Source organism: Sphingomonas bisphenolicum (genome assembly GCF_024349785.1).
In the GTDB taxonomy this organism is placed as follows: Bacteria; Pseudomonadota; Alphaproteobacteria; order Sphingomonadales; family Sphingomonadaceae; genus Sphingobium; species Sphingobium bisphenolicum.
The window spans coordinates 59,450-79,638 of the sequence record NZ_AP018822.1 but is presented as its reverse complement, the minus strand read 5'-3'; the positions used below and the strand labels follow the sequence as shown (position 1 = coordinate 79,638).

The 20,189-nt window shown below is 62.4% G+C and carries 21 protein-coding genes and 1 pseudogene; 19 read left to right on the top strand and 3 right to left on the bottom strand.

Going from position 1 to position 20,189, the window contains the following annotated elements; genetic code table 11:
• Positions 1 to 51 precede the first annotated feature (51 nt).
• The 9 genes and pseudogenes from SBA_RS25030 (at position 52) to SBA_RS24990 (ending at position 7,501) form a co-directional block, all read left to right on the top strand.
• Complete coding sequence (locus tag SBA_RS25030; RefSeq protein WP_179563585.1) at positions 52 to 414, top strand: hypothetical protein; 363 nt, start codon at positions 52 to 54, stop codon at positions 412 to 414.
• Entirely contained in the window at positions 411 to 1,094 is a 684-nt protein-coding gene (locus SBA_RS25025; protein ID WP_179563584.1) for a lytic transglycosylase domain-containing protein, read from the top strand. Before SBA_RS25030 ends, SBA_RS25025 begins: the two co-directional genes overlap by 4 nt.
• Positions 1,091 to 1,432: a TrbC/VirB2 family protein gene (locus tag SBA_RS25020; RefSeq protein ID WP_179563583.1), complete on the top strand. Its 342-nt coding sequence runs from the start codon at positions 1,091 to 1,093 to the stop codon at positions 1,430 to 1,432. Before SBA_RS25025 ends, SBA_RS25020 begins: the two co-directional genes overlap by 4 nt.
• 10 nt (positions 1,433 to 1,442) lie before the next feature.
• Positions 1,443 to 1,778: a type IV secretion system protein VirB3 gene (locus SBA_RS25015; RefSeq protein WP_179563582.1), complete on the top strand. Its 336-nt coding sequence runs from the start codon at positions 1,443 to 1,445 to the stop codon at positions 1,776 to 1,778.
• On the top strand, positions 1,771 to 4,035 hold the full coding sequence (locus SBA_RS25010; protein WP_261937549.1) for a VirB4 family type IV secretion/conjugal transfer ATPase: 2,265 nt from the start codon (positions 1,771 to 1,773) through the stop codon (positions 4,033 to 4,035). The genes SBA_RS25015 and SBA_RS25010 overlap by 8 nt, the downstream gene beginning before the upstream one ends.
• 132 nt (positions 4,036 to 4,167) lie before the next feature.
• Complete coding sequence (gene istA, locus SBA_RS25005; protein ID WP_007200412.1) at positions 4,168 to 5,706, top strand: IS21 family transposase; 1,539 nt, start codon at positions 4,168 to 4,170, stop codon at positions 5,704 to 5,706.
• Positions 5,707 to 5,721: 15 nt separating this feature from the next.
• The gene (gene istB, locus SBA_RS25000; protein WP_006956108.1) at positions 5,722 to 6,486 is read left to right on the top strand and encodes an IS21-like element helper ATPase IstB; all 765 of its coding nucleotides are present in this window, start codon (positions 5,722 to 5,724) and stop codon (positions 6,484 to 6,486) included.
• 96 nt (positions 6,487 to 6,582) lie between these two features.
• Positions 6,583 to 6,801: pseudogene (locus SBA_RS25365) on the top strand (hypothetical protein); the annotation flags it as partial.
• A gap of 4 nt (positions 6,802 to 6,805) precedes the next feature.
• Positions 6,806 to 7,501: a type IV secretion system protein gene (locus tag SBA_RS24990; RefSeq protein ID WP_261937548.1), complete on the top strand. Its 696-nt coding sequence runs from the start codon at positions 6,806 to 6,808 to the stop codon at positions 7,499 to 7,501.
• On the opposite strand, the gene tnpC is transcribed toward SBA_RS24990, so the two are convergent.
• The 3 genes from tnpC to tnpA all read right to left on the bottom strand — a co-directional run bounded on the left by tnpC (position 7,474) and on the right by tnpA (position 9,815).
• The gene (tnpC, locus tag SBA_RS24985; RefSeq protein WP_390902434.1) at positions 7,474 to 8,985 is read right to left on the bottom strand and encodes an IS66 family transposase; all 1,512 of its coding nucleotides are present in this window, start codon (positions 8,983 to 8,985) and stop codon (positions 7,474 to 7,476) included. The genes SBA_RS24990 and tnpC overlap by 28 nt on opposite strands.
• A 102-nt stretch (positions 8,986 to 9,087) precedes the next feature.
• Entirely contained in the window at positions 9,088 to 9,435 is a 348-nt protein-coding gene (tnpB, locus tag SBA_RS24980) for an IS66 family insertion sequence element accessory protein TnpB (RefSeq protein ID WP_104960066.1), read from the bottom strand.
• Positions 9,432 to 9,815 carry an IS66-like element accessory protein TnpA gene (tnpA, locus tag SBA_RS24975; protein WP_104960067.1) on the bottom strand — a complete coding sequence of 128 codons (384 nt, stop codon included), beginning with the start codon at positions 9,813 to 9,815 and terminating at the stop codon, positions 9,432 to 9,434. The genes tnpB and tnpA overlap by 4 nt, the downstream gene beginning before the upstream one ends.
• A gap of 208 nt (positions 9,816 to 10,023) precedes the next feature.
• Here tnpA and SBA_RS24970 point away from each other — a divergent pair, with 208 nt between their 5' ends.
• From SBA_RS24970 to SBA_RS24925, 10 genes are all read left to right on the top strand, one after another.
• Positions 10,024 to 10,251, top strand: coding sequence for an EexN family lipoprotein (locus tag SBA_RS24970; protein ID WP_179563579.1), 228 nt, complete (start codon positions 10,024 to 10,026; stop codon positions 10,249 to 10,251).
• Between the two features lie 15 nt (positions 10,252 to 10,266).
• Positions 10,267 to 11,211: a type IV secretion system protein gene (locus SBA_RS24965; RefSeq protein ID WP_174839267.1), complete on the top strand. Its 945-nt coding sequence runs from the start codon at positions 10,267 to 10,269 to the stop codon at positions 11,209 to 11,211.
• Positions 11,212 to 11,539: 328 nt separating this feature from the next.
• On the top strand, positions 11,540 to 12,229 hold the full coding sequence (locus SBA_RS24960) for a virB8 family protein (RefSeq protein WP_179563578.1): 690 nt from the start codon (positions 11,540 to 11,542) through the stop codon (positions 12,227 to 12,229).
• Positions 12,226 to 13,083: a P-type conjugative transfer protein VirB9 gene (virB9, locus tag SBA_RS24955; RefSeq protein ID WP_179563577.1), complete on the top strand. Its 858-nt coding sequence runs from the start codon at positions 12,226 to 12,228 to the stop codon at positions 13,081 to 13,083. Before SBA_RS24960 ends, virB9 begins: the two co-directional genes overlap by 4 nt.
• A gap of 5 nt (positions 13,084 to 13,088) precedes the next feature.
• Entirely contained in the window at positions 13,089 to 14,315 is a 1,227-nt protein-coding gene (gene virB10, locus SBA_RS24950; protein ID WP_179563576.1) for a type IV secretion system protein VirB10, read from the top strand.
• A gap of 2 nt (positions 14,316 to 14,317) precedes the next feature.
• Positions 14,318 to 15,322 (top strand): P-type DNA transfer ATPase VirB11, encoded by a 1,005-nt coding sequence (gene virB11, locus SBA_RS24945; RefSeq protein WP_179563575.1) that lies wholly within the window; start codon positions 14,318 to 14,320, stop codon positions 15,320 to 15,322.
• Between the two features lie 19 nt (positions 15,323 to 15,341).
• A complete protein-coding gene (locus SBA_RS24940; protein WP_179563635.1) occupies positions 15,342 to 17,300 on the top strand; it encodes a type IV secretory system conjugative DNA transfer family protein in 1,959 nt (652 codons plus the stop codon).
• On the top strand, positions 17,287 to 18,243 hold the full coding sequence (locus SBA_RS24935; RefSeq protein ID WP_261937547.1) for an LPD7 domain-containing protein: 957 nt from the start codon (positions 17,287 to 17,289) through the stop codon (positions 18,241 to 18,243). Before SBA_RS24940 ends, SBA_RS24935 begins: the two co-directional genes overlap by 14 nt.
• A gap of 253 nt (positions 18,244 to 18,496) precedes the next feature.
• On the top strand, positions 18,497 to 19,327 hold the full coding sequence (locus tag SBA_RS24930) for a type IV toxin-antitoxin system AbiEi family antitoxin domain-containing protein (RefSeq protein WP_179563573.1): 831 nt from the start codon (positions 18,497 to 18,499) through the stop codon (positions 19,325 to 19,327).
• Entirely contained in the window at positions 19,327 to 20,160 is an 834-nt protein-coding gene (locus SBA_RS24925) for a nucleotidyl transferase AbiEii/AbiGii toxin family protein (protein WP_179563572.1), read from the top strand. Before SBA_RS24930 ends, SBA_RS24925 begins: the two co-directional genes overlap by 1 nt.
• Positions 20,161 to 20,189 lie beyond the last annotated feature (29 nt).

The window sequence follows — 20,189 nt, the reverse complement described above, 5'->3', positions numbered from 1 at the left end:
AAGTGGTCGGAGCATTTTTAATGCAGCGGCGCTGAAAAGCGGAGAAATCGGATGCAGCGCCTGCACATCGCCCTTGCCGTGCCGTTCGTGGCGATGTCCGCCCAGACGGTTCCGGCGCGAGCCAACGATCTTGGCTGCCAGGTTCTGCTTTGCCTCGCAAATCCGGGCGGTGCGATGCAATACGGCGCGTGCATCCCCCCGATGACCAAGCTTTGGCAAAAGCTGGCGACCGGCGGCTCCTTTCCCGGCTGTAGCGGCGGCGGTGTCGCGAAGACCAAGGTTTACGACCGTGACTCCGCCACCCGCCGCCGTGTCGTGATGACGTTTGCCGATGGTCGGCAACAAACCTATTCGCTTGCCAATATCGAGCGCGTTACGCCGGCCCCGTATCCAGCCAGAATGGGTTCACAATGATCCTGCAACTGGCCAGCGTCGTTGCCCTCGCGCAGCAATGCGCGCCATCGGTCGCGCCGGAAACACTGGTTTCCGTCGTGCATACCGAAAGCAAGTTCGACACATTGGCCATCGGCGTAAACGCCCGCGGCATCCGACCCGAAAGACCCGCGACGCCTGCGGCGGCCGCCCGGATCGCCCGATCGTTGATCGCCAAGGGATATAATATCGACCTCGGCCTCGGGCAGATCAACAGCGCCAATCTTCGATGGCTGGGTCTCTCGGTCGAGGACACATTCGATCCCTGTCGCAATCTCGCCGCAGCAGCGCGGGTCCTGTCGAGCAACTTTCTTGACGCGGCGCGCACCCAGGGTTCGTCCGATCGCGCGATCTCCGTTGCTCTCTCGATGTACAATACCGGAAGTCAGGCCCGTGGCTTTGGCAACGGCTATGTGGCGAGAGTCTATGCGAGCTCTGCGGTCATTATTCCCGCGATCAGGGGATTGGCGCCAACCGGCGCAGGCTCGGCCAGGTCCACCCCTCCAATACCCGCATCCGAAACGCCAATCCAGGAGCCTCGCATTGTGCAGACGGCGGTGAAAGCACCGCGGTCCTGGGACATTTCCGCAGGCGCCCAAACCGCCTCGATGATGGTGTTTGGTGACGGGACGCCGGCATCGAGAGAAGGACCGACCGAATGACAATTCCCGCTTCGACCATATCGATCTGGCTCCCGCCACGTCGCCGCGCTTTCGTCCAGACGCTGGCGCTCATCGCCACCGCCATCCTGGTTTCGATGCTGCTGAGCGACCCCGCGCATGCCCAGGCGGCCGATGGCGTCACGTCGATGGCCGAGAATATCAAGACCTGGCTGACCGGCACATTTGCCAAGACGATCGCGGTGATCGCGGTCGTCATCGTCGGCTTCATGTTCTTCACGGGCCGTGCCAGCCTCGGTCTCCTCGTGACGGTCATTGTCGGTATCTTCATCGTGTTCAGCGCGCAGTGGATCGTCGATACCATCACCGGCGGCGCGTGAGTGCGCCGCGATGGACGACGAAAAGCTTAGGGAAGAGACACTCTTCCTGGCCGTGACCCGACCAACGATGTGGTTGGGCGTACCGATCGAGGCATCGCTGCCGATCGCGCTGGCAGCGTGCCTGACCCTCATCATCACCGGCAACCCGCTCTACGCTTTCGCATTGGCCGGTGCGTTTCTGACGATTGCCCGACTGATTGTCCGGCACGACGCCAACGCGTTTCGACTGCTGTGGCTGTGGACGACGACCAAGGCGCGCTGCCGCAACCGCGGCTGGTGGGGCGGCAGCTCCTACTCTCCCCTGCCGATCGACGGGGCGAAGCGCCCGGGCTTCGCACGTGGCTAGCCGGGCCAGCGCATTGAGCGGAGCGACAGCCCGCACGCCATGGCGGATCCTCAAACAAGAGGCCGACCCGGCGCGTTACCTGCCCTATGCGCGCCATATCGACGAGAACGTCATCGCGCTCGACGGGCGCGACCTCATGATGATGTTCAAGCTCGAAGGCATGGCGTTTGAAACCGCCGACCCTGTCCATCTCAACGACTGGCACGAGAAGCTCAACGGTACGCTGCGCAATATTGCCGACGACCGCCTCGCGATCTGGACCCACATCGTTCGCCGGCCGATCACGGACTATCCCGAAGGCGAGTTCCGCTCGGCTTTTGCGGCCGACCTCGATGCAAAATATCGTGCGCGCGTCACCGCCAAGCGGATGTTTGTCAACGAACTGTACCTCACCCTGATCATGCGCCCGTCCGTGGGATCGGCCGACCGCACCGGCGTGCTGCTTCGCCGTCTGGCGTCGGCACGCAAGGAAGGGACCGAGGTGGACGAGGATGAGCTCGCACGCTTCGAGGACAAGGCGCGCGATATCGAGAAGCTCCTCGCACGCTGCCGGCCTCGGCGTCTGCACCTCTACGAGCATAACGGCCTGATGTTCTCCCAACCGCTCGAGGTGCTCGAGCTGGTAATGATGGGCCGCGCCGGCAGAGTGCCGCTGGTCCGCGGCCATCTCGGTTCCGCCATCTATGGGGAACGCGTGATCTTCGGCCGCGAGACGGTCGAGGTGCGCGCGCATGATACGAGCCGCTTTGTCGGTCTGTTCGGTATCCGCGAATATCCGGCCATGACGCGACCCGGCCAGATGAACGCGCTCCTTAGCCAGGACTTCGCGTTCGTTGTCACGCAGTCCTTTGCGTTCATGGGCAAGGCGCGGGCCTCCGAGCGCCTGCGGCGGCGCCAGAACCAGATGGCATCGACCGAGGATGCCGCTGCAAGTCAGGCGCTTGAGTTGGCGGACGCGGCCGACGATCTGCAGAGCAATCGCTTTGTCCTGGGCGAGCATCATTTCTCGCTCGCGGTCTTCGGTGAAAATCAGAAACGCCTAGCCGAAAATCTTTCGACGGCACGGGCTGCGCTCGCCGATGCCGGTCTGGTCTCGGCGCGGGAAGGCCCGGCGCTGGAAGCCGCTTTCTGGTCGCAGCTTCCGGGCAACTTTGCGTGGCGTGCGCGGCCGGCGGCGATCACGTCGCGCAATTTCGCCGCTCTCTCCCCCTTCCACACCTTTCCTGCCGGCAAGGCGGAGGGCAATCATTGGGGCGCTGCCATCGCTTTGATGAAGACCGCGGCTCAGTCCCCCTTCTACTTCAATTTTCATGTGAACGATCTCGGCCATACGCTGATCATCGGTCCGTCGGGAGGCGGCAAGACTGTCGTCCAGAATTTCCTGATGGCGCAGCTCGAGAAAACCGGCGCGCAGCAGATCTTCATCGACAAGGACCGAGGCGCCGAAATCTATGTACGGTCATCCGGTGGCACGTATCTGGCGCTGCGTAACGGCGTGCCGACAGGCTTCGCTCCGCTCCGCGCGCTCGAGCAGACCCCGGGCAATATCGTCTTCCTCGGCAGGCTGATCCGGCATCTGGTGACCCCCTCGGGCATCCAGCTCGGCGTCACGCAGGAGCGGATGATCGACGAGGGCATCCTCTCGATCGGGCGCCTTCCCCCGGAAGAACGGTCCATCCTCGCGCTACGCCAATTGCTCGGACAACGTGATCCGGAAGGTATCGGGGCACGGCTTGAGAAATGGTCACGGGGCGGAGCGCTTGGCTGGGTGTTCGACAATGACCGCGACGAGTTGACGCTCGAGGCCAGGTTCATCGGTTTCGACATGACGGATTTCCTCGACAATCCCGAGATCCGCACGCCGCTGATGATGTACATGTTCCACCGGATCGATGCCCTGCTCGATGGCCGCCGGCTCGTAATCGATATCGACGAGTTCTGGAAGGCGCTGGGCGATGATGCCTTCCGCGCCTTCGCGCAGGATGGCCTCAAGACATACCGGAAGCAGAATGCGTTTCTGGTCTTCGGGACGCAAAGCCCGGCCGACGCGCTGCGCTCGGACATCTCGCATAGCATCATGGAGCAGGTCGCCACCAAGATCCTCTTGCCCAACCCGCATGGCCGGGAGGTCGATTATATCGATGGGCTTGGCCTCACCCGCGCCGAGTTCAAACTCATCAGAAACGATCTGATCCCCGAAAGCCGGCGCTTTCTGGTCTGCGCGTTTCGCGTGATCGCGGGCACTGATTTCATCTGATCGCGGGCAGCGATTTCACGGGAAGCCGGGCACCTATTTCACACGATCGCGGGCACTGATTTCGCGCGATCGCGGGCAGGCATGACCAACGAACTGCAGTTACTCCGCCTCCTGAAACACAGGAGGATTGGAATGCCGACAGGACGTTTGACCATGCGCCGTATTCGCGACGTTTTGCGATTGAAGTTTGCCCAAGGGCTGAGTGAGCGGGCGATTGCGTCCTCGCTTGGGCTTGGGAAAGGGAGTGTGGGCACGTACCTGCGGCGCGCCCGGGATGCTGGACTGGGCTGGCCCCTGCCGGAGGGGCTGGATGATGACAGCCTTGAGCTGCTGCTATTCCCGAACGCTTCAGACGTGGCCGATCCAGACCGGCCAGTTCCGGATTGGGCCGTAATTGATCAGGAACTGCGCAAGCGCGGGGTCACGCGCATGTTGCTGTGGCAGGAATACCGGGCACAGCACCCCCACGGATTTGGCTACACATGGTTTTGCACCCACTTTGACGCGTGGAAAGGCCGTGTACGGCCGAGCATGCGGCAAACGCATGTGGGCGGCGAAAAGGTGTTTGTCGACTTCTCCGGCGACACGATCGAGATCGTTGACCCGGCAACCGGTGAGGTGAAAGCGGCCAAGCTGTTCGTCGCAGCGATGGGGGCCTCAAGCTATACCTACGCCTTGGCTGTTGCCAGCGAAGGGCTGGAGGATTGGATTGCGGCCCATGTGGGGATGTTTGCCTATCTGGGCGGTGTGCCGAAGGTGGTCGTACCCGACAACCTGAAATCGGCTGTGATTAAGCCGGACCGCTATGATCCCGGCTTGAACCGGACCTATGCTGAAATGGCCGGGTACTACGGCACAGCAATCCTGCCGGCGCGCGTGCGAAAGCCAAAAGACAAGGCCAAAGTCGAGGTAGCCGTGCAAGTCGCCCAGCGCTGGATCCTGGCAAGGTTGCGCAATCGCAGGTTCTTCTCACTAGCCGAGCTGAACACTGCCATCCGGCCATTGCTCGACGAATTGAACATGCGCGTCATGCGTGACTATGGCGCCAGTCGCGCTGATTTGTTCGCCACATTGGATCGTCCGAACTTGCAGCCGCTGCCCGCCGATCCCTATGTCTTTGCGCGCTGGAAACGGGCCCGTGTCGCCCCCGATTATCACATCGAGGTAGATCGCTGCTGGTATTCTGTGCCGTTCAACTTGATCCGGCAGGACGTGGACGCGCGGGTTACTCATGCCACGGTAGAAATCTTCCATCGTGGCAAACGCGTCGCTAGCCATCTGCGCGATCCCGGACGGCGTAGTCATGTCACGGCGGCCGAGCATATGCCGTCGGCGCACCGCCGCTATGCCGAATGGTCCGCGACGCGCATTCTGAACAGCGCCGCAAAGCTGGGGCCCTCCGTGGCTGCGTTTTGCGATATCGTAATGCAGGACAGGCCGCACCCCGAACAAGGCTTCCGAACCTGCCTGGGCGTGCTGTCGTTGGCCAAAAGCTTCGAGCCCCGGCGGATCGATGCCGCATGCCGCCGGGCCGTCGCCATCAAGGCCCGATCGGTCGCATCCATCCGCTCGATCCTGAAGACCGGTCTTGATCAGGCTTTCCTGGAACCAGACCCCGAAGAGCTGCCGCTGCAACACCGCAACATCCGCGGCCAGAACTATTACCACTGACAGAGGAGATTACTGTTGCTGTCCCATCCCACTTGCGACCGTCTGGAGGCTATCGGGCTTTCCGGTATGGCAAAGGCACTTCATGAACAGCGGCGCGTTGGCGCGACGTTTGAAAGCCTCAGCTTTGAAGAAAGGCTGGGATTGCTCGTCGATCGCGAAGCTGCAGAGCGTGACGCCAAGAAGCTGGCTACGCGGTTACGTTTTGCCGCCCTGCGCCACGCGGCCTGTGTTGAAGATATCGACATGCGCAGCCCTCGCGGCATTGATGTCGCGGTGATGGCGCATCTGATCGATGGCAGCTGGATCAACCGGCACGAAAATTTGCTGATCACAGGGCCAACAGGGTTGGGCAAAAGCTGGATCGCCTGCGCACTGGGCAACAAAGCTTGCCGTGATGGTCGCCGGGTTGTCTATCATCGCGTGCCCCGCCTGTTCCAGATGTTGGCCATAGCCAAAGGCGACGGACGACATGCCCGCGTTCTCAAAGCCATCGAACGTACGGAACTGCTCATCCTTGATGATTGGGGGCTCTCAGTCCTGACGGCAACAGAGCGACGCGATCTGCTGGAAATCCTCGACGATCGACAAGGTCGGGGCTCCACCATCGTCACCAGTCAGCTTCCGGTGGATCAATGGTTCGAGGTTATCGGCGATCCCACCCTGGCAGATGCGATCCTCGACCGCCTGGTCCACAACGCTCACCGCCTAACCCTGAGCGGCGACAGCATGCGAAAAAAGATGAGCACCATGAAATTGCTTGACCAAAGCCTTCAGCCCTGACTCAATAACACCCGTTGGCCAGCCTGCCCGAGGGCGCGAAATGGCTGCCCGCGATGCCGTGAAACGCGTGCCCGAGATCGCGCGAAATCACTGCCCAACTTCCGCGAAATGCGCATTCTGGTCAAGCAGGGTCACGATTCCATCGTCGTGGAACTCGATCTCGGCGGGCTGTCCGACGAGCTGGCCGTCCTCTCGGGCACAACTGAGACCGTGGGAATCCTCGATCAGGTTCGCCGCGAACATGGCGACGATCCCAGCGACTGGCTGCCCGTCTTTCACGAGCGCCGCCGAGCCACCACCAGAAGGAAAGGATGAGGTCATGAAAGCATTACGAGCGCTCGCGATTGTCAGCGGACTGACGATGTCCATGCCGGCGTTCGCGCAAGGCATCCCGGTCTATGATTCCAGCACCTTCCTGCAGACGCTCTCGACCGTGAAGAACACCCTGTCGATGATCGAGCAGGGCAAACAGCAGATTTCGCAGGCGACCGAGCTCTACAACAGCGTCAACAAGCTGACGAACGTCAACCAGATCGCGTCGTCCCTGAACACCGATGCCGTTCGCCACCTCTTGCCGAGCGAAGCACGGGATATTCAGCGCCTCATGTCATCTGACACCACGGGCCTCGGTAGCCTTGGGACCGCCGCAGATCGGATCCGTATCAGCAACCGCGTCGAGCTTCCCGAACTGCGCCCGGATGCGACGGCTTTCGAGCGGTCGAACCGCGATTCCATCTCTCGAAATGGTGACATGGCGGCGCGCGACGCGGCCATTGCCGAGGCAGCGTATGGCGTCACCGCCCAGCGGACGACAGGTCTCGAGGAACTGCGCTCGTCGCTCGACACCGCGTCAGACGCGAAGGACGTGATGGATATCCAAGCCCGTGTCGGCGTGGAAAATGCTCATATCCAGAACGACGCAGTGCAACTTCAGGCGCTCACAATGAGGCAGCAGGCGGAGCGTAAGCGTGGGCTGGAGGCCGCAGATCAGGCGGCTTCGGCGATCGGTTGCTGATCTGGCTGCCAGTTCCAAGGCATGAGTTCATCCCAGCGCGCGGCAGGCCAGTCGCCAGCGATCTTGGCGATGACATCGGCGATGTAGGCCTGCGGTTCGAGGCCATTGAGCTTGGCAGTCTCGATGATGGAGTAGATGGCAGCGGCCTGATCACCGCCCGCCTTTGATCCTGCAAACAGCCAGTTTTTGCGGCCCAGGGCCACGCAGCGCATGGCGCGCTCCGCAATGTTGTTATCAATCTCCAGTCGGCCATCGTCGAGGAAGCGCGTGAGCGCGACCCAGCGCTTGCGGCCATAAGCGATCGCCTTGGCCATCTCCGACTTGGGCGAAAGACGGCGCAGCGCATCGTCGAGCGCCTCGTGCAGTTCGTCGATCAATGGCTTGGTGCGGTCCTGTCGGCTTCGTCGTCGGATATCAGGCTGATGGCCGCGAACCTCTGCTTCGATCTCATAGAGTTGGCCGATGCGTTCCAGCAGATCAGTGGTGAGCGGTGTCGGCTTGGTCGCGTGGATGTCGAATATCTTGCGGCGGAAATGCGCCCAGCAGGCGACCTCGGTGACGCGGTTGGTGTCGTAGAGCTTGTCGTATCCGGCATAGCCGTCCGCCTGAAGATAGCCGGTGAAACTGGCCAGCTGCCGTTGGGGATGTGCGCCTGTCCGGTCGGTGGTGAACTCATACCAGACCAACGGCGGTGAGGTCGCACCAGAACCGCGATCGTCGACGGCATAGGCCCAGAGCCTGCCGGTTGCCGTCTTGCCACGTCCCGGATCGAGCATAGGGACCGGCGTATCGTCGGTGTGAATCTTTGAAGCCGTCAGTCCGACCTCGCGGATGCGACTGACGATCGGGTCGAGCAGCACGGATGCTTGCCCGACCCACCCTGCCAGCGTCGAGCGGTCGATCTCGATGCCTTGGGCGGCCATTATCTCGGCCTGACGGTAAAGCGGCAGATGATGGTCGAACTTGGAGACGACGACATGGGCCAGCGTGCCGAAGGTCGCCTTGCCCCGCGCTATCGCCTTTACCGGCGCGGGCGCCTGCACGATCTTCTCGCAGGACCGGCAGCTATACTTGGGGCGGATGGTCCGAACGACGCGCCACTGCACCGGCACGGCATCGAGCATCTCGTCGCTATCCTGCCCCAGCGGCCGCAACGCGCCGCCGCAGTCGGGACAGGTGCAGTTACCCTGATCGGGCTCGATCCGCTGCTCCTCGCGCGGCAAATGAGCTGGCAGCGTCCGAACCGGTGATGGCCGATCGACGGCTACCGGATCGCCTCGACGCGCGGCGGCGACGATGGCCTCGCCTTCGAGCTCTTCAAGGGCCAGCTCAAGCTGAGCAATCTGGGTATCGAGCTTCTCAGACGACTTGCCGAACTGCATCCGCTTGAGGCGCGCGATCTGCACGCGCAGCGTGTCGATCAGGATGTCGCGGGCGGAAATATCGGCATGGGCGGCGGCCAATGCGGCTTCAAGCTCGGCGATCCGAGCGTCTTTATCAGGGGTGGAAAGGCCTGGGTCCGACACTGCATTTACATAGCAGATCAGCAGCAAAAATGCTAATAAAAGTGCCAGAAAATGGGCGCTTTACCCCGCCAATGAAGGGGTGAAAGTGCGTTCCGGTCGCCGCCAGTCGATGCCTTCCAATAGCATCGAAAGCTGGGCTGCGGTCATCACCACCGACCCCATCTTCGTCGACGGCCACACAAAGCGCCCTCGGTCCATCCGCTTGGAGAACAGGCACATGCCCTGGCCGTCATACCAGAGCAGCTTCACCAGATCGCCGCGCTTGCCGCGAAAGACGAATAGCGCGCCGGAATGCGGGCTTTGCTCCAGGACCTGCTGCGTCATCACGGCAAGGCCGTCAAAACCCTTGCGCATATCTGTCGCGCCGCAGGCCAGGAATATCCGCGTCGATGGTGGCAGCGGGATCATCGTGTCAGGACACCGATCACCCGCGACAGGGCATCGGCATCGACCGTGGCATCCACGCTCACCCTGATACCTGACGGCAGCTCGATGCCAATCACGCTGCCGCTGCGCGCCGCGAGCGTTGGGGCGGGCAAGGCTGGCTGCTCGCTGATCTGCACCTCCGCAAAAACGGGCTCGATCGGCTTGCGTACCCCGGCCAGTTCACCGGACATCGCCTGTCGCCGCCACGTGTAGATCGATCCGCTGCCGACATCATGGCGTTCACAGGCCGCGCGCACGCAGCCCTCCGGGCCAAATGCATCCCGCAGCACGGCCAGCTTCTGATCCACCGTCCAGCGCCGCCGGCCCGACACCCGGCTAACGACTTCTATCCGACTACTCATACGACCGCTCGTATGAGTAGTCGCTGCACAGCTCGCTGAATCCCCGATCTCGTCCGACACCCGCCACCCCGCTCAAAGAGCGGCAATCATCCCGGCGAATGCCCGGCATGCAAGGCGGCCGTCAGACCCCGCTTACGGCGGAGCAGCGGATTCGATCGCAGCAGGAGAGCGAGCAAATCTTAGCAAGAAAGCTTGGGAGCCTCCATCAATGAAGGCAACCATCTTCAAGGCATTCGCGCTTTTGGTCCCGGCATTTCTGGTCGCGTGCCAACCCCCTGCGCGCGGAAAGGATTACCTCAAAGCCCACCCCCAAGAGCTCGCGGAAGTCCTGAAGGCGTGCGCCGATGGCACGCATCGCGACGCACAGGAATGCTCGAACGCAGAGAGTGTGAAGACGCTTGATCAAAAGCTGCGCTCGCTGTCGCCGGCCCATTGACCGGGGAAAGATGAGATGGCCGACGGGCTCTTCACCACTCTCTACACCAACATCGACGGCAAGCTCGACATGTTCCTTAACGAGCGCTTGAACAATGTCATCGAGGTTGTGCGCGGCCCACTCGCGCTTGGTTTGGTCATCTATATTGCGCTGTTCGGCTACATGGTGATGCGCGGCATCGTCAGCGAGCCGTGGGGCGAGCTTGTCTACCGAATGGTGAAACTGTGTTTGCTCTACGTTGCGGCCACCACGGTCGCCTACACGGAGTGGGTAACTAATCCCCTGTTTCACGGCATGCCTGATGCGATCTCGCAGGCGTTGGCGGGGCATACCGTCACGAGCGTTGGCAACGTGTTCGACGACTATTTCAGCCAGTGTGACGTTATTATCGCGAGGATCGAGACCGAGGCGGCAACCTACAGCGATATCAACCCATACAAGCTCGTTTTGTACGTCCTGAGCCTCGGTCTTAAAGCGCTTGCCGGACTATCTGCGGCGATCGGCTTCTCCATCACCGTTTTCGCGAAGGTGGCACTGGCCATCATCATCGCGCTCGGACCGATCTTCATCGCCCTTTCGCTCTTCGAGACCACGCGAAGGCTATTTCACGGCTGGCTCGGGCAGGCCTTCAACTTCATTGTGCTGATGGCAGTGATCATCGCGATCACGGCCTTGATCACTGACCTTGGTGCTACCGCGATTACCGCATCCGAAGGTGTTGGAGACGCCGCCTTGGGTGCGGTGCTGTTCGCCGTTTATATTTTCTTGGGAACGATCTTCTTTTTCCAGGCGCCGTCAATCGCGACCGGCATTGCCGGGGGCGCGTCCGCCGGCATCGGCGCCTTCGCCGGCTCTGCGTGGGGGTCCATGGCGGCACCGTTCCAGCAACGCCGTATCGCTCGCAACAGTCGCAATCTCGAACGGGCCGCTCAGCGCGGCGGTTCGGTGAGCCGCGCATGAGGAAGGAACACCCAATGACGAGGCCGTCCACGATAGTCCGTGCGCTCCGACGATCGGCGGTCGTCATCGCCCTGCTCCCGACACTCGCCCAAGGGGCTTCCGGGCCGAAGAAACTGCCCGTCTGCAATGGCAAGCACCTGCGCGACGTCAACATCTATGGGAGCGTACTGCCGGGCTCGCCGATCCCCGCCGTGGTGGTGCCCCCTGCCCCACCACCCGTGCCACAGATCAAGCAACCAGCTGATCGCGGCACACCGCCCCCGCCCGTTCCTTTGTCCGAGAAGACATCGGCGCGAGCAGCTCCCAGCACCTATGGAAGTTGCTGATCATGCGGAATCAGACCGAAGGCGTGCCGGCCAAGGACGCCGAACTCTATTTCGGCCATGCCCGATCCTGGGATCAGGACCGCCAGCGTAAATCGTTGCGGTCCGAACGCATCGCCTGGGTGGTAGCTGGCCTGGGCCTGCTTGCCGCGACCGCGGAGGGTTTCGCACTCGCGGGCCTTGCGCCGCTGAAGACGGTCATGCCGTACATCATTCGCGTCAATCAGACGACGGGCGCCGTCGACGTGCAGACCACCGTCACCCAGAAGCCGATGCGCTATGATGAGGCGGTCACGAAATTTTTCCTCGCGCAATATGTCCGGACCCGGGAAAGCTGGTTGCCGGCGGCGGCCGAAGAGAATTTCCGGGCCGTCACTATCCTGTCCGAACCAGGCGAGCAGCAACGCTGGGGCCGGTTTTTCAGCTCGAACAACGCCGCAAGCCCACAGGTCGTGTGGGGCAAGAGCGCGGTCGTCCAGGCCCGCGTGCGCAATATCGCCTTCATCAACGATCGTGTTGCCAACGTCCGCTTCACGCGGACAGTGCAGACCGACACCGATACGCAAAGCAGCGACTGGATCGCGACCGTCACCTTCCGGTACACGAACGCGCCGATGGCGGAGGGCGACCGCTATCGCAACCCATTGGGGTTCCAGGTCGAGAATTACCGCGCGGACCCCGAGGTGGTGCGGTGAACCGCCTTCTTCCATTAGCGAGCCTTATCGCCATTATGGCGACACCCGCGCTCGCGGAGGACACGCCGCGCGGTGGGCCGGCGGATCCACGCGTGAAGTTCGTCGAATATCAGGAGACCCAGGTCTACCGGATCGTCGGCACATTCCGGACAGCGACCCAGGTCGTGCTTGGCGCCGACGAGACGATTGAACATGTCGCGCTCGGCGACACCGTCTCCTGGGAAGTGGCGGTTGCCGGTCACATTCTGTTCCTGAAACCCCGTGAGCGGGCGGGACCAACGAACCTTATCGTCACGACCAATCGCGGGGGTGAGCTGCGCAACTACGCCTTCGAACTGACGGCGCGCCGAGGACCCATCGGCAGCGGGAGCCGTGATACATTCTTCCAGGTTCGGTTTCGCTACCCGCGCGATGAAGCTGATCGTGCCGCTCGCATGCGCGCGACGCAGGAAGCACAGCGCGTCGCGGCATTGCAGGCGAGCGCCGTTCGGGGAGCCCTTGACCACGGCGTCATCGATGGACCGCGTAATCTGAACTACAAGGTCCAGGGTGCGAGCGATCTTCAGCCGTCGGAGATCTCCGACAACGGCCAGTTCACGGTCCTGCGTTTTCCCGGCAACCACGAAATCCCGGCGATTTATCTCGTGCGCCCGGACGGCTCGGAGACGTTGGTCCCATTCGATGTCCGGGACGAGTTCGTGGTCGTTCACGCTGTGGCGGCTCAACTGCGTCTGCGCCGGAACCGGGAGGTGCTGTGCATCTATAATCTCGCGCCAACACCTTACGGCGTCGATCACGGCACCAACACAGCGTCGCCGCATGTCGAACGCACCATACAAGACCCGAAGGAGTGAGCGCGATGGACGAGTCTGCGGCCGAGGCCCCTCGTCGCCCGCAAGGCGATCCAACACCTGAACGCGACGAAATCATCCGCGAGCGCGGCATCGATCCGATCGGTGGGATGACACCGGCAAAGCGGAACACCGCCCTGATTTTCGCGGGAACGGCGATGGTTCTCGGCATCTTGTGGGTCAACTCGGGGCCAAGCACCAACAATGCCGGCAGCCTGATGGGCAAACCGGAGTCGATGGCCAAACGCCCCGATCTGGCAGCGCGCGAGACCGTCGCGTATGATGCCGTCGCGGCGAAACCCAAGCCGCTTGGCGCTCTCGCCGCAGATCCCAACGCACCCGTCATCAATCCTCCACCTGGCACGCAGGTCGTTGGCCCTGACGGACAGATCGTTCCTGCCATGCAACCGGGCGCAGCGCCGGCAGGCGCGCCGCAGAATACGCGGCAGAACCTGGCCGACCAGGCACGGCGATCGACATTGATCGCCTATGGAGGGCGCGATGCGCTTCAGCCATCGGGCGGTGGAAGTGGCGCAGGTAGCGGCACCGCCAGTCCGGACGGCGGCGATGGTGCTAACGATACGGCCGCCCGCGGCGCACCCAATGCGCTCGACGCGCTTCGACAGAGTTCGGCGGTCGGCGAGGCACGGGCCTCGATGCTGCCCAACCGCAATTATCTCGTCACCGCCGGCACGCTGATCCCGTGCATCCTCCAGACAGCGATGAATTCTGCGCAGCCCGGTTACACCTCGTGCCTGATTCCGCGCGACGTCTATTCGGAGAATGGCCGTGTCGTGCTCATGGAAAAGGGCACCAAAGTCCTCGGCGAATATCATGGCGGCATCCAGCAAGGGCAGAACCGCCTGTTCGTGTTGTGGACGCGGGCCGTCACGCCGCAGGGCGTGCGCATCGACCTGGCTTCGCCGGGGTCGGACGCCCTTGGCCGCGCCGGCATCGCCGGGTCCGTGGACACCTTCTTCTGGGCGCGCTTCGGTAGCGCGTTGCTGCTCTCGCTGGTCGACGACGCCGCTTATATCGCCGGGCAGTCCGTTTCAGGTGGCAGCAACAACTTCAATAATACGACCCGGACCCCGAGCGAGGGGGCGAGCATTGCACTCCAGAACAGCATCAATATCCGACCGGTGCTGAAGAAAAACCAGGGCGAGGAGGTCGGGATCTTCGTCGCCAAGGACTTCAACTTCGCCGACGTCTACAATCTCGAGTTGCGGCGCTGAGGATGAGCGATACCGCTGTCCTGCGCCATTATCTCGCGCCGATCCTGCCGCTGCTGGAGCCGGTCGAGGTCACCGAACTGGTGATCAACAAGCCCGGCGAAGTCGGCATCGAGGATCATCGCGGTTGGCATTGGCATAGCGTCGCCGAACTCGACAGCGATTGGCTGGCGACGCTGGCCGTCGCGGCCGCAAGCTTCACCCGGCAGGACGTCAATGCCGAGACCCCGATCTGCTCGACGATCTTGCCGGGCGGAGAGCGGTGCCAGATCGTCATACCCTCGGTGACCCCGAATGGCGCGCCGTCCTTCACGGTGCGCAAGCCTTCCCGGGTCAATCTGGCGATCGATCAGCTCGAGCAGACCGGCCTGTTCAAGGGAACTCGCTCTGCGGCGTGCGGTCTTGGCGAAGTCGATGCTCAATTGGTGGCACAGCGCGACGCCGGTGACTGGCCGTCCTTCTTCAGGACCGCCGTCGCCGCCCGCAAAAACATCCTGGTGAGCGGCGCGACCGGCTCGGGCAAGACCACTTTTGCCAAGGCGCTGATCCAGTTGATCCCGCCCGACGAGCGGCTGCTCACGATCGAGGATACGCGCGAGCTTGTCGTCGAACACCGCAACGTCGTGCATATGGTCTATTCGAGCGAGCGACAGGGCCTGGCCAAGGTCGGCCCGAAGCAGCTGCTTGAAAGTGCGCTGCGCATGCGGCCCGATCGCATTCTGTTGCAAGAACTGCGCGACGGGACTGCCTTTTTCTATCTGCGCAACGTGAACTCGGGTCACCCCGGCTCGATTACAACCGTCCATGCCGGTTCAGCGATGGGCGCTTTCGAGCAGCTCACCTTGCTGGTGAAGGAGTCCGAAGGCGGGCGCGATCTGGCCCGCGACGATATCCGTGGGTTGTTGCACATGTTGGTCGACGTCGTCGTCCAGACCCGCAAGCGCGCCGGAAAATTCGAAGTCGAGGAGGTGTATTTTGACCCGCCTGTCGGACGCGCGACCGCTCACTAAGGTCGCGATCGTCGCGGGGATGCTCGCGGCAACCGTTTTGGCATGTGCCTTGTGCGCGGTGCTGGTCGCGCTCGTCGGCCTCAACCAGATCGGCCCGCGCACGCAGGTCTCGGCGATACCCGGATGGCTCTGGTACTATCGCCGCGACCCGCTTCTGCATCTGTGGCTGGAGCGCGGTGCGCTGGTCAGCGGCGCAATCGCCTTCGTCATCCTGCTCATCATCCTGAAGCAGGGGCGCACGCTCCATGGCGAGGCACGGTTCGCGCGCGAAAGCGAGATCCGGCGCGAACATCTGCGCAGCAACAGCGGGATCGTCGTCGGGCAGAAAGGCGGCCGCTATCTCGTTTTCGGCGGCACCGAACATGTCTTGCTTGAGGCACCGACGCGCGCCGGCAAGGGCGTCGGCGTAGTGATCCCCAATCTTCTGAGTTGGGCGGACTCGGTGGTGGTGCTTGATGTGAAGCGCGAGAATTGGGACATCACCGCAGGTTTTCGCGCGCGCCATGGCCAGTCGGTCTATCTGTTCGATCCGCTCGACCCCGAAGGGCGAAGCGCCCGCTACAATCCCTTGAGCTTCATCGACCGGCTCGACGACACCGATGTGATCAATGAACTCCAGAAGATCGGCGGCATGTTGTTTCCGGCTCCGGAAAAGGCTGATCCATTCTGGGCGGAAGCGGCGCGCGCCGCCTTTGTCGGCGTCGGCGCCCTTGTCGCGGCCAATCCCGCCCTCCCCTTCACGATCGGCGAAATCTATCGGCGACTGACGACGGGCGATCCGAAGGTCGAATTGCCGAAGGTCGTCGAAGAGGCGCAGAAGCGGGGGCAACGGCTGAGCCAGGCCTGTGTGTCGGCGCTGAGTGACTTCACCTCCGCGTCCGACAACACATTTTCGGGCATCAAGCAGACGATCACCTCGAAGCTCAATCTCTGGCTCAATCCCTATGTCGATGCCGCGACGTCAGAGACCGATTTCGATCTGCGCCAAATCCGCCGCGAGCGGATTTCGATCTATCTTGGCGTATCGCCCGACAATATTGATCGGATCGCGCCCGTCTATAACCTCTTTCTTCAGCAGCTGATCGATCTCAATACGCGGGAACTGCCTGAGAATGGCGGCCGCGTGCCGGTGCTCATTTTGCTCGATGAGTTCGCCCGCCTCGGCAAGGCACCGGTCATCGCGTCGGCGTTTTCCTACGTTGCAGGCTACGGGCTTCGCCTGTTGCCAGTCATCCAGAGCCGGTCCCAGCCCCGCGGTATCTATGGCGTGGATGTCACCGACGAGATCATCGCCAACTGCGGTCTGGAGATCGTATTCACACCCAAAGAACTGAAGGTCGCCAACGAACTTTCCGAGCGGCTCGGTTTTTTCACGATGAACGTCAAATCGAAGAGCCGGACGATCCATGGCCTGCTCGCCAACCGCAGCGTGTCGGAATCGGACCAGCGGCGCGCGCTGATGATGCCTCAGGAGCTGATGCAGATGCCCAAGGGCGACCTTCTGCTGATGCGCGGCGGGATTCCGCCCGTCAGGGGCCGCAAGATCGAGTATTTCCGCTCGAAGCGCTTCACGAGCCGGATCAGTGACCCGCCCAAGGTTGCGCCCCGTCCGATCGCGATTAACGCCGTGTCGTCCGCCGCCAAATTGGCAGGCGGGGCGAGCAGCAGCGATCCGTTAGCGCAGGCCCTTAGCGCGAAGCGGGCTGCTCTGTTGAACGACGGTCCAGCGACTGCGGCTGCGGAGCAGGCACAACCAAACTCGCGCGCGTTGACCGATGACGAACTGTCGGGCTTTGCCGAGATCACCGATGACATGTTGGTGCTCGGCAACATGGTGGATCTGCCACCCCCCGGCGATGAACAGGCCGCTATTGCCTTTGTCACGGCGATGACGGCCCGGGCCGTTCTCGAGCCCGTGGGTGCCGGCGCCCAATCTCCAGCATTTGTGACCGAGAGGCATGACCATGGCAGAGAGTGATCGCAAGCAATCGGGTACGGCGCGGACCACTACCAACAGCGTTGGCATCGACGCCGCCGAACGGCGCAAGGCGCGGGCGCCTGGGTCGGTTCCGCCGGAAAGGTCCTCGCCTGGGGGATCGAAGGGTCCCACTGAAGCGCCTGATCATGCCGGGGCTGTCGGTGTGCCGCGCCGCGCGCCCAAGGTGCATTCCCTCGAGGCGGGCGATGTGCCGGAGAGCGTGCGGAAGCGCTATTATGCCGACAAGGCAAAATGGTCGGGCGAACCCGCCTTTTTCACGACGGCGCAAGCAAAGGATCCCGCGTTTCGCGATCAGGGCCGGCGCTTGGTCACGGCGACGGAGAGCCAGGAGGTCGTCAAGGATCTGGTGGCGATCGCACAACACCGCAATTGGGATCGGATTCACGTCACGGGATCGGAAGAATTTCGGCGATCGGTCTGGATCGAGGCGAGTCAAAAGGGGCTGGAGGTACGTGGCTACAAGCCCAATGATCGCGATTTCCAGGAGCTCGACCGGCTCCGCGGAGAGACGAGCCGCAATACGATCGCGCCCATGGCAGCCCGTGACGTCGATGTCGCCCGTGGGTCAACCGGGATAAGCCGCCGGAGCGACGGCAATGGTTTGGAACGGCCCGATGCCCGGCGCGGCGATCGTGGCAACACGCCGAACGATCGTGCGGCCGACAGCCAGATGCGCGTGATGGAAGCGGTGATCCGACGGACGTTGTTCGACAATCCCGAAGCGGTCGCGCGGGTGATGACAGTTGCCCGCACGCAGCTCGATGCGCATATTGCGGCGGGACGGAACATCCGCCCGGCAATGGTCAAGGACGCCTCCCCGATCGTCAGGCAGGATATCGTCCGCGGCCGTGACCCAGCCACGCCCCCCATCCCTCGTCCAGGTCGCGAGCCCAAACCCCAGGAACGCAGCCGGTCTCGGTGATCCAAAATCGGTCTTTGTGCCGCAACCCCTCTACGACATATGGCTCAGGCGATCGGCTCCTGGTTTAAGAAACGCGACTTTTGTTCGTCTTCGCCGAACATTTATCACGATTGATAAACCGCGAGCGGCCCGACCCAAGGCCTGTTGGATGTATACTGCCTGCGCGGACCGTCCCACTAAAGGCGACGATCTTGCCATATAATATAACCTCCGTTATATCGAACGCGCCGGACATCGCTCATAGAGGCTCAAATTGCGCGAAGGATATAATCTCAAGACGCTTGGACCTCGGGCCGCCCAGCTGATCGTCGAACTCAACGAACGCCGTCAGCCGATTTTTTCGCTTGCGGACGTCACCGAGATCACAGGTCTGAGCCCGTCATCGGCACGCAGCCTCGTCGCGAACACGGAAGCGCGCGGCATCGTCACGCGTCTCAAGCCTGGCCTCTACAATCTGGTGCCATTCGAGCGGGGCCGTGACACCGAGCATGTGAGCGATCCTTACCTCATTGCAAGGACACTGGTTGGCGATGCGGACTATTTCATCTCCCACGGCAGCGCCCTCGAGCTGCACCGCATGGTCACCCAACCGCAGTTGGCCATCATCGTCTCCTGCGCCAAACGGCTGCGCCCGCAGCACATTCACGGGTATGAGTTCCGCTTCGTCGACGTCAAACCGCAGGATTTCTTCGGTCTGACCGAGATCTGGATCACATCCGAGGAGCAGGTCAGGGTCAGCGATCCCGAGCGGACCATCATCGATGGTCTCGACCATCCGCAATATGTCGGTGGCGTCACGGAGGTCGCCAAGGGACTCTGGATGAAGCGCGATACACTGCGGGTCGAACTGATGATCGAATACGCGCTTCGCCTCGGCGTTGGCGCGGTGATCCGCCGCCTGGGCTATCTGCTGGAATTATACGAACTGGCCGACACAGCCGCATTGGAGCCGTTGCGCGCGCGGCTGACGCCGACCTATCAGCGCCTCGATCCCCTGTTTCCCAATGAGGGCAGGATGCTGGCCCGATGGCGCATCCGACTCAACGTCGAGCCCGACGAACTCGATATAATCCGGAGCAGCTGATGATTCCCCAGCGCGATCTCTCCCGTATCGCCAACGGCCTTCTCAAGCCTCGCGGCCGCCGCGTGCCCGAGGCGGTGATCGAACGCGACTATTGCCTGGCCTGGTTCCTGACCGGCCTGGCCCAGCATCCATTGCGCGAATTTTTCGCCTTCAAGGGCGGGACGGCATTGCGCCGCTGCTGGTTCGAGAATTACCGCTTTTCCGAGGATCTCGATTTTTCGTTGATCAAGCCGATCGACCTGGACGCGATACTCTCCGGCCTGAACGAGATCTTCGCCATCCTCGAGGCGGCTTCGGGGATCAACATGGCCTATGATCGGCCCGACCGGCATGGCCATCAGAACACCCACACCTTCTATCTGAGCTACAAAGGCCCCCTGCCCGCGCGCAGCGACGTGAAAGTCGATATCACGATCAATGAGGTGTTCTGCTTTCCACTGGCTGAGCGCCCGATCCTGCGGACCTTCGAGGAATTTGCCGACCTGCCGGAAGGCCCGACCATTCTGGCCTACAGCCTGGCGGAGATATTCATCGAGAAGCTGGCGGCCCTGTCGGACAAGGCCCGCACCGAGCCGCGCGATCTCTACGACCTTTGGAATTTGCTCGAGGAGCGTGATATTCGACCAGCGGAATATCTCGCCGAGTTCACCCAGAAGCTCGCCCTTCGGGAACGCATGCCCAATGGCGTGACCGCCGCGATCGCCGCCAAGGAAAAGCGTTTAGGCACGCTTTGGACGGGGCGGCTGCAGCAACAGATGAGCGATCTGCCGCCATTCGAAGGGGTGTTTCGCGAGGTTATGCGCGTTCTGCGCGAAGCCGACCTGCCGGAGTAGAGCGCGCCGTTCATCGCCCCAACGATGGG

What these genes read in the sequence shown, in the direction of transcription:
- SBA_RS25030 (WP_179563585.1), top strand. Translation starts at nt 52, where the DNA reads ATGCAGCGCCTGCACATCGCCCTTGCCGTGCCGTTCGTGGCGATGTCC.
- SBA_RS25025 (WP_179563584.1), top strand. Translation starts at nt 411, where the DNA reads ATGATCCTGCAACTGGCCAGCGTCGTTGCCCTCGCGCAGCAATGCGCG.
- SBA_RS25020 (WP_179563583.1), top strand. Translation starts at nt 1,091, where the DNA reads ATGACAATTCCCGCTTCGACCATATCGATCTGGCTCCCGCCACGTCGC.
- SBA_RS25015 (WP_179563582.1), top strand. Translation starts at nt 1,443, where the DNA reads ATGGACGACGAAAAGCTTAGGGAAGAGACACTCTTCCTGGCCGTGACC.
- istA (WP_007200412.1), top strand. Translation starts at nt 4,168, where the DNA reads ATGCCGACAGGACGTTTGACCATGCGCCGTATTCGCGACGTTTTGCGA.
- SBA_RS24990 (WP_261937548.1), top strand. Translation starts at nt 6,806, where the DNA reads ATGAAAGCATTACGAGCGCTCGCGATTGTCAGCGGACTGACGATGTCC.
- tnpB (WP_104960066.1), bottom strand. Translation starts at nt 9,435, where the DNA reads ATGATCCCGCTGCCACCATCGACGCGGATATTCCTGGCCTGCGGCGCG.
- tnpA (WP_104960067.1), bottom strand. Translation starts at nt 9,815, where the DNA reads ATGAGTAGTCGGATAGAAGTCGTTAGCCGGGTGTCGGGCCGGCGGCGC.
- SBA_RS24970 (WP_179563579.1), top strand. Translation starts at nt 10,024, where the DNA reads ATGAAGGCAACCATCTTCAAGGCATTCGCGCTTTTGGTCCCGGCATTT.
- SBA_RS24965 (WP_174839267.1), top strand. Translation starts at nt 10,267, where the DNA reads ATGGCCGACGGGCTCTTCACCACTCTCTACACCAACATCGACGGCAAG.
- SBA_RS24960 (WP_179563578.1), top strand. Translation starts at nt 11,540, where the DNA reads ATGCGGAATCAGACCGAAGGCGTGCCGGCCAAGGACGCCGAACTCTAT.
- virB10 (WP_179563576.1), top strand. Translation starts at nt 13,089, where the DNA reads ATGGACGAGTCTGCGGCCGAGGCCCCTCGTCGCCCGCAAGGCGATCCA.
- virB11 (WP_179563575.1), top strand. Translation starts at nt 14,318, where the DNA reads ATGAGCGATACCGCTGTCCTGCGCCATTATCTCGCGCCGATCCTGCCG.
- SBA_RS24940 (WP_179563635.1), top strand. Translation starts at nt 15,342, where the DNA reads ATGCTCGCGGCAACCGTTTTGGCATGTGCCTTGTGCGCGGTGCTGGTC.
- SBA_RS24935 (WP_261937547.1), top strand. Translation starts at nt 17,287, where the DNA reads ATGGCAGAGAGTGATCGCAAGCAATCGGGTACGGCGCGGACCACTACC.
- SBA_RS24925 (WP_179563572.1), top strand. Translation starts at nt 19,327, where the DNA reads ATGATTCCCCAGCGCGATCTCTCCCGTATCGCCAACGGCCTTCTCAAG.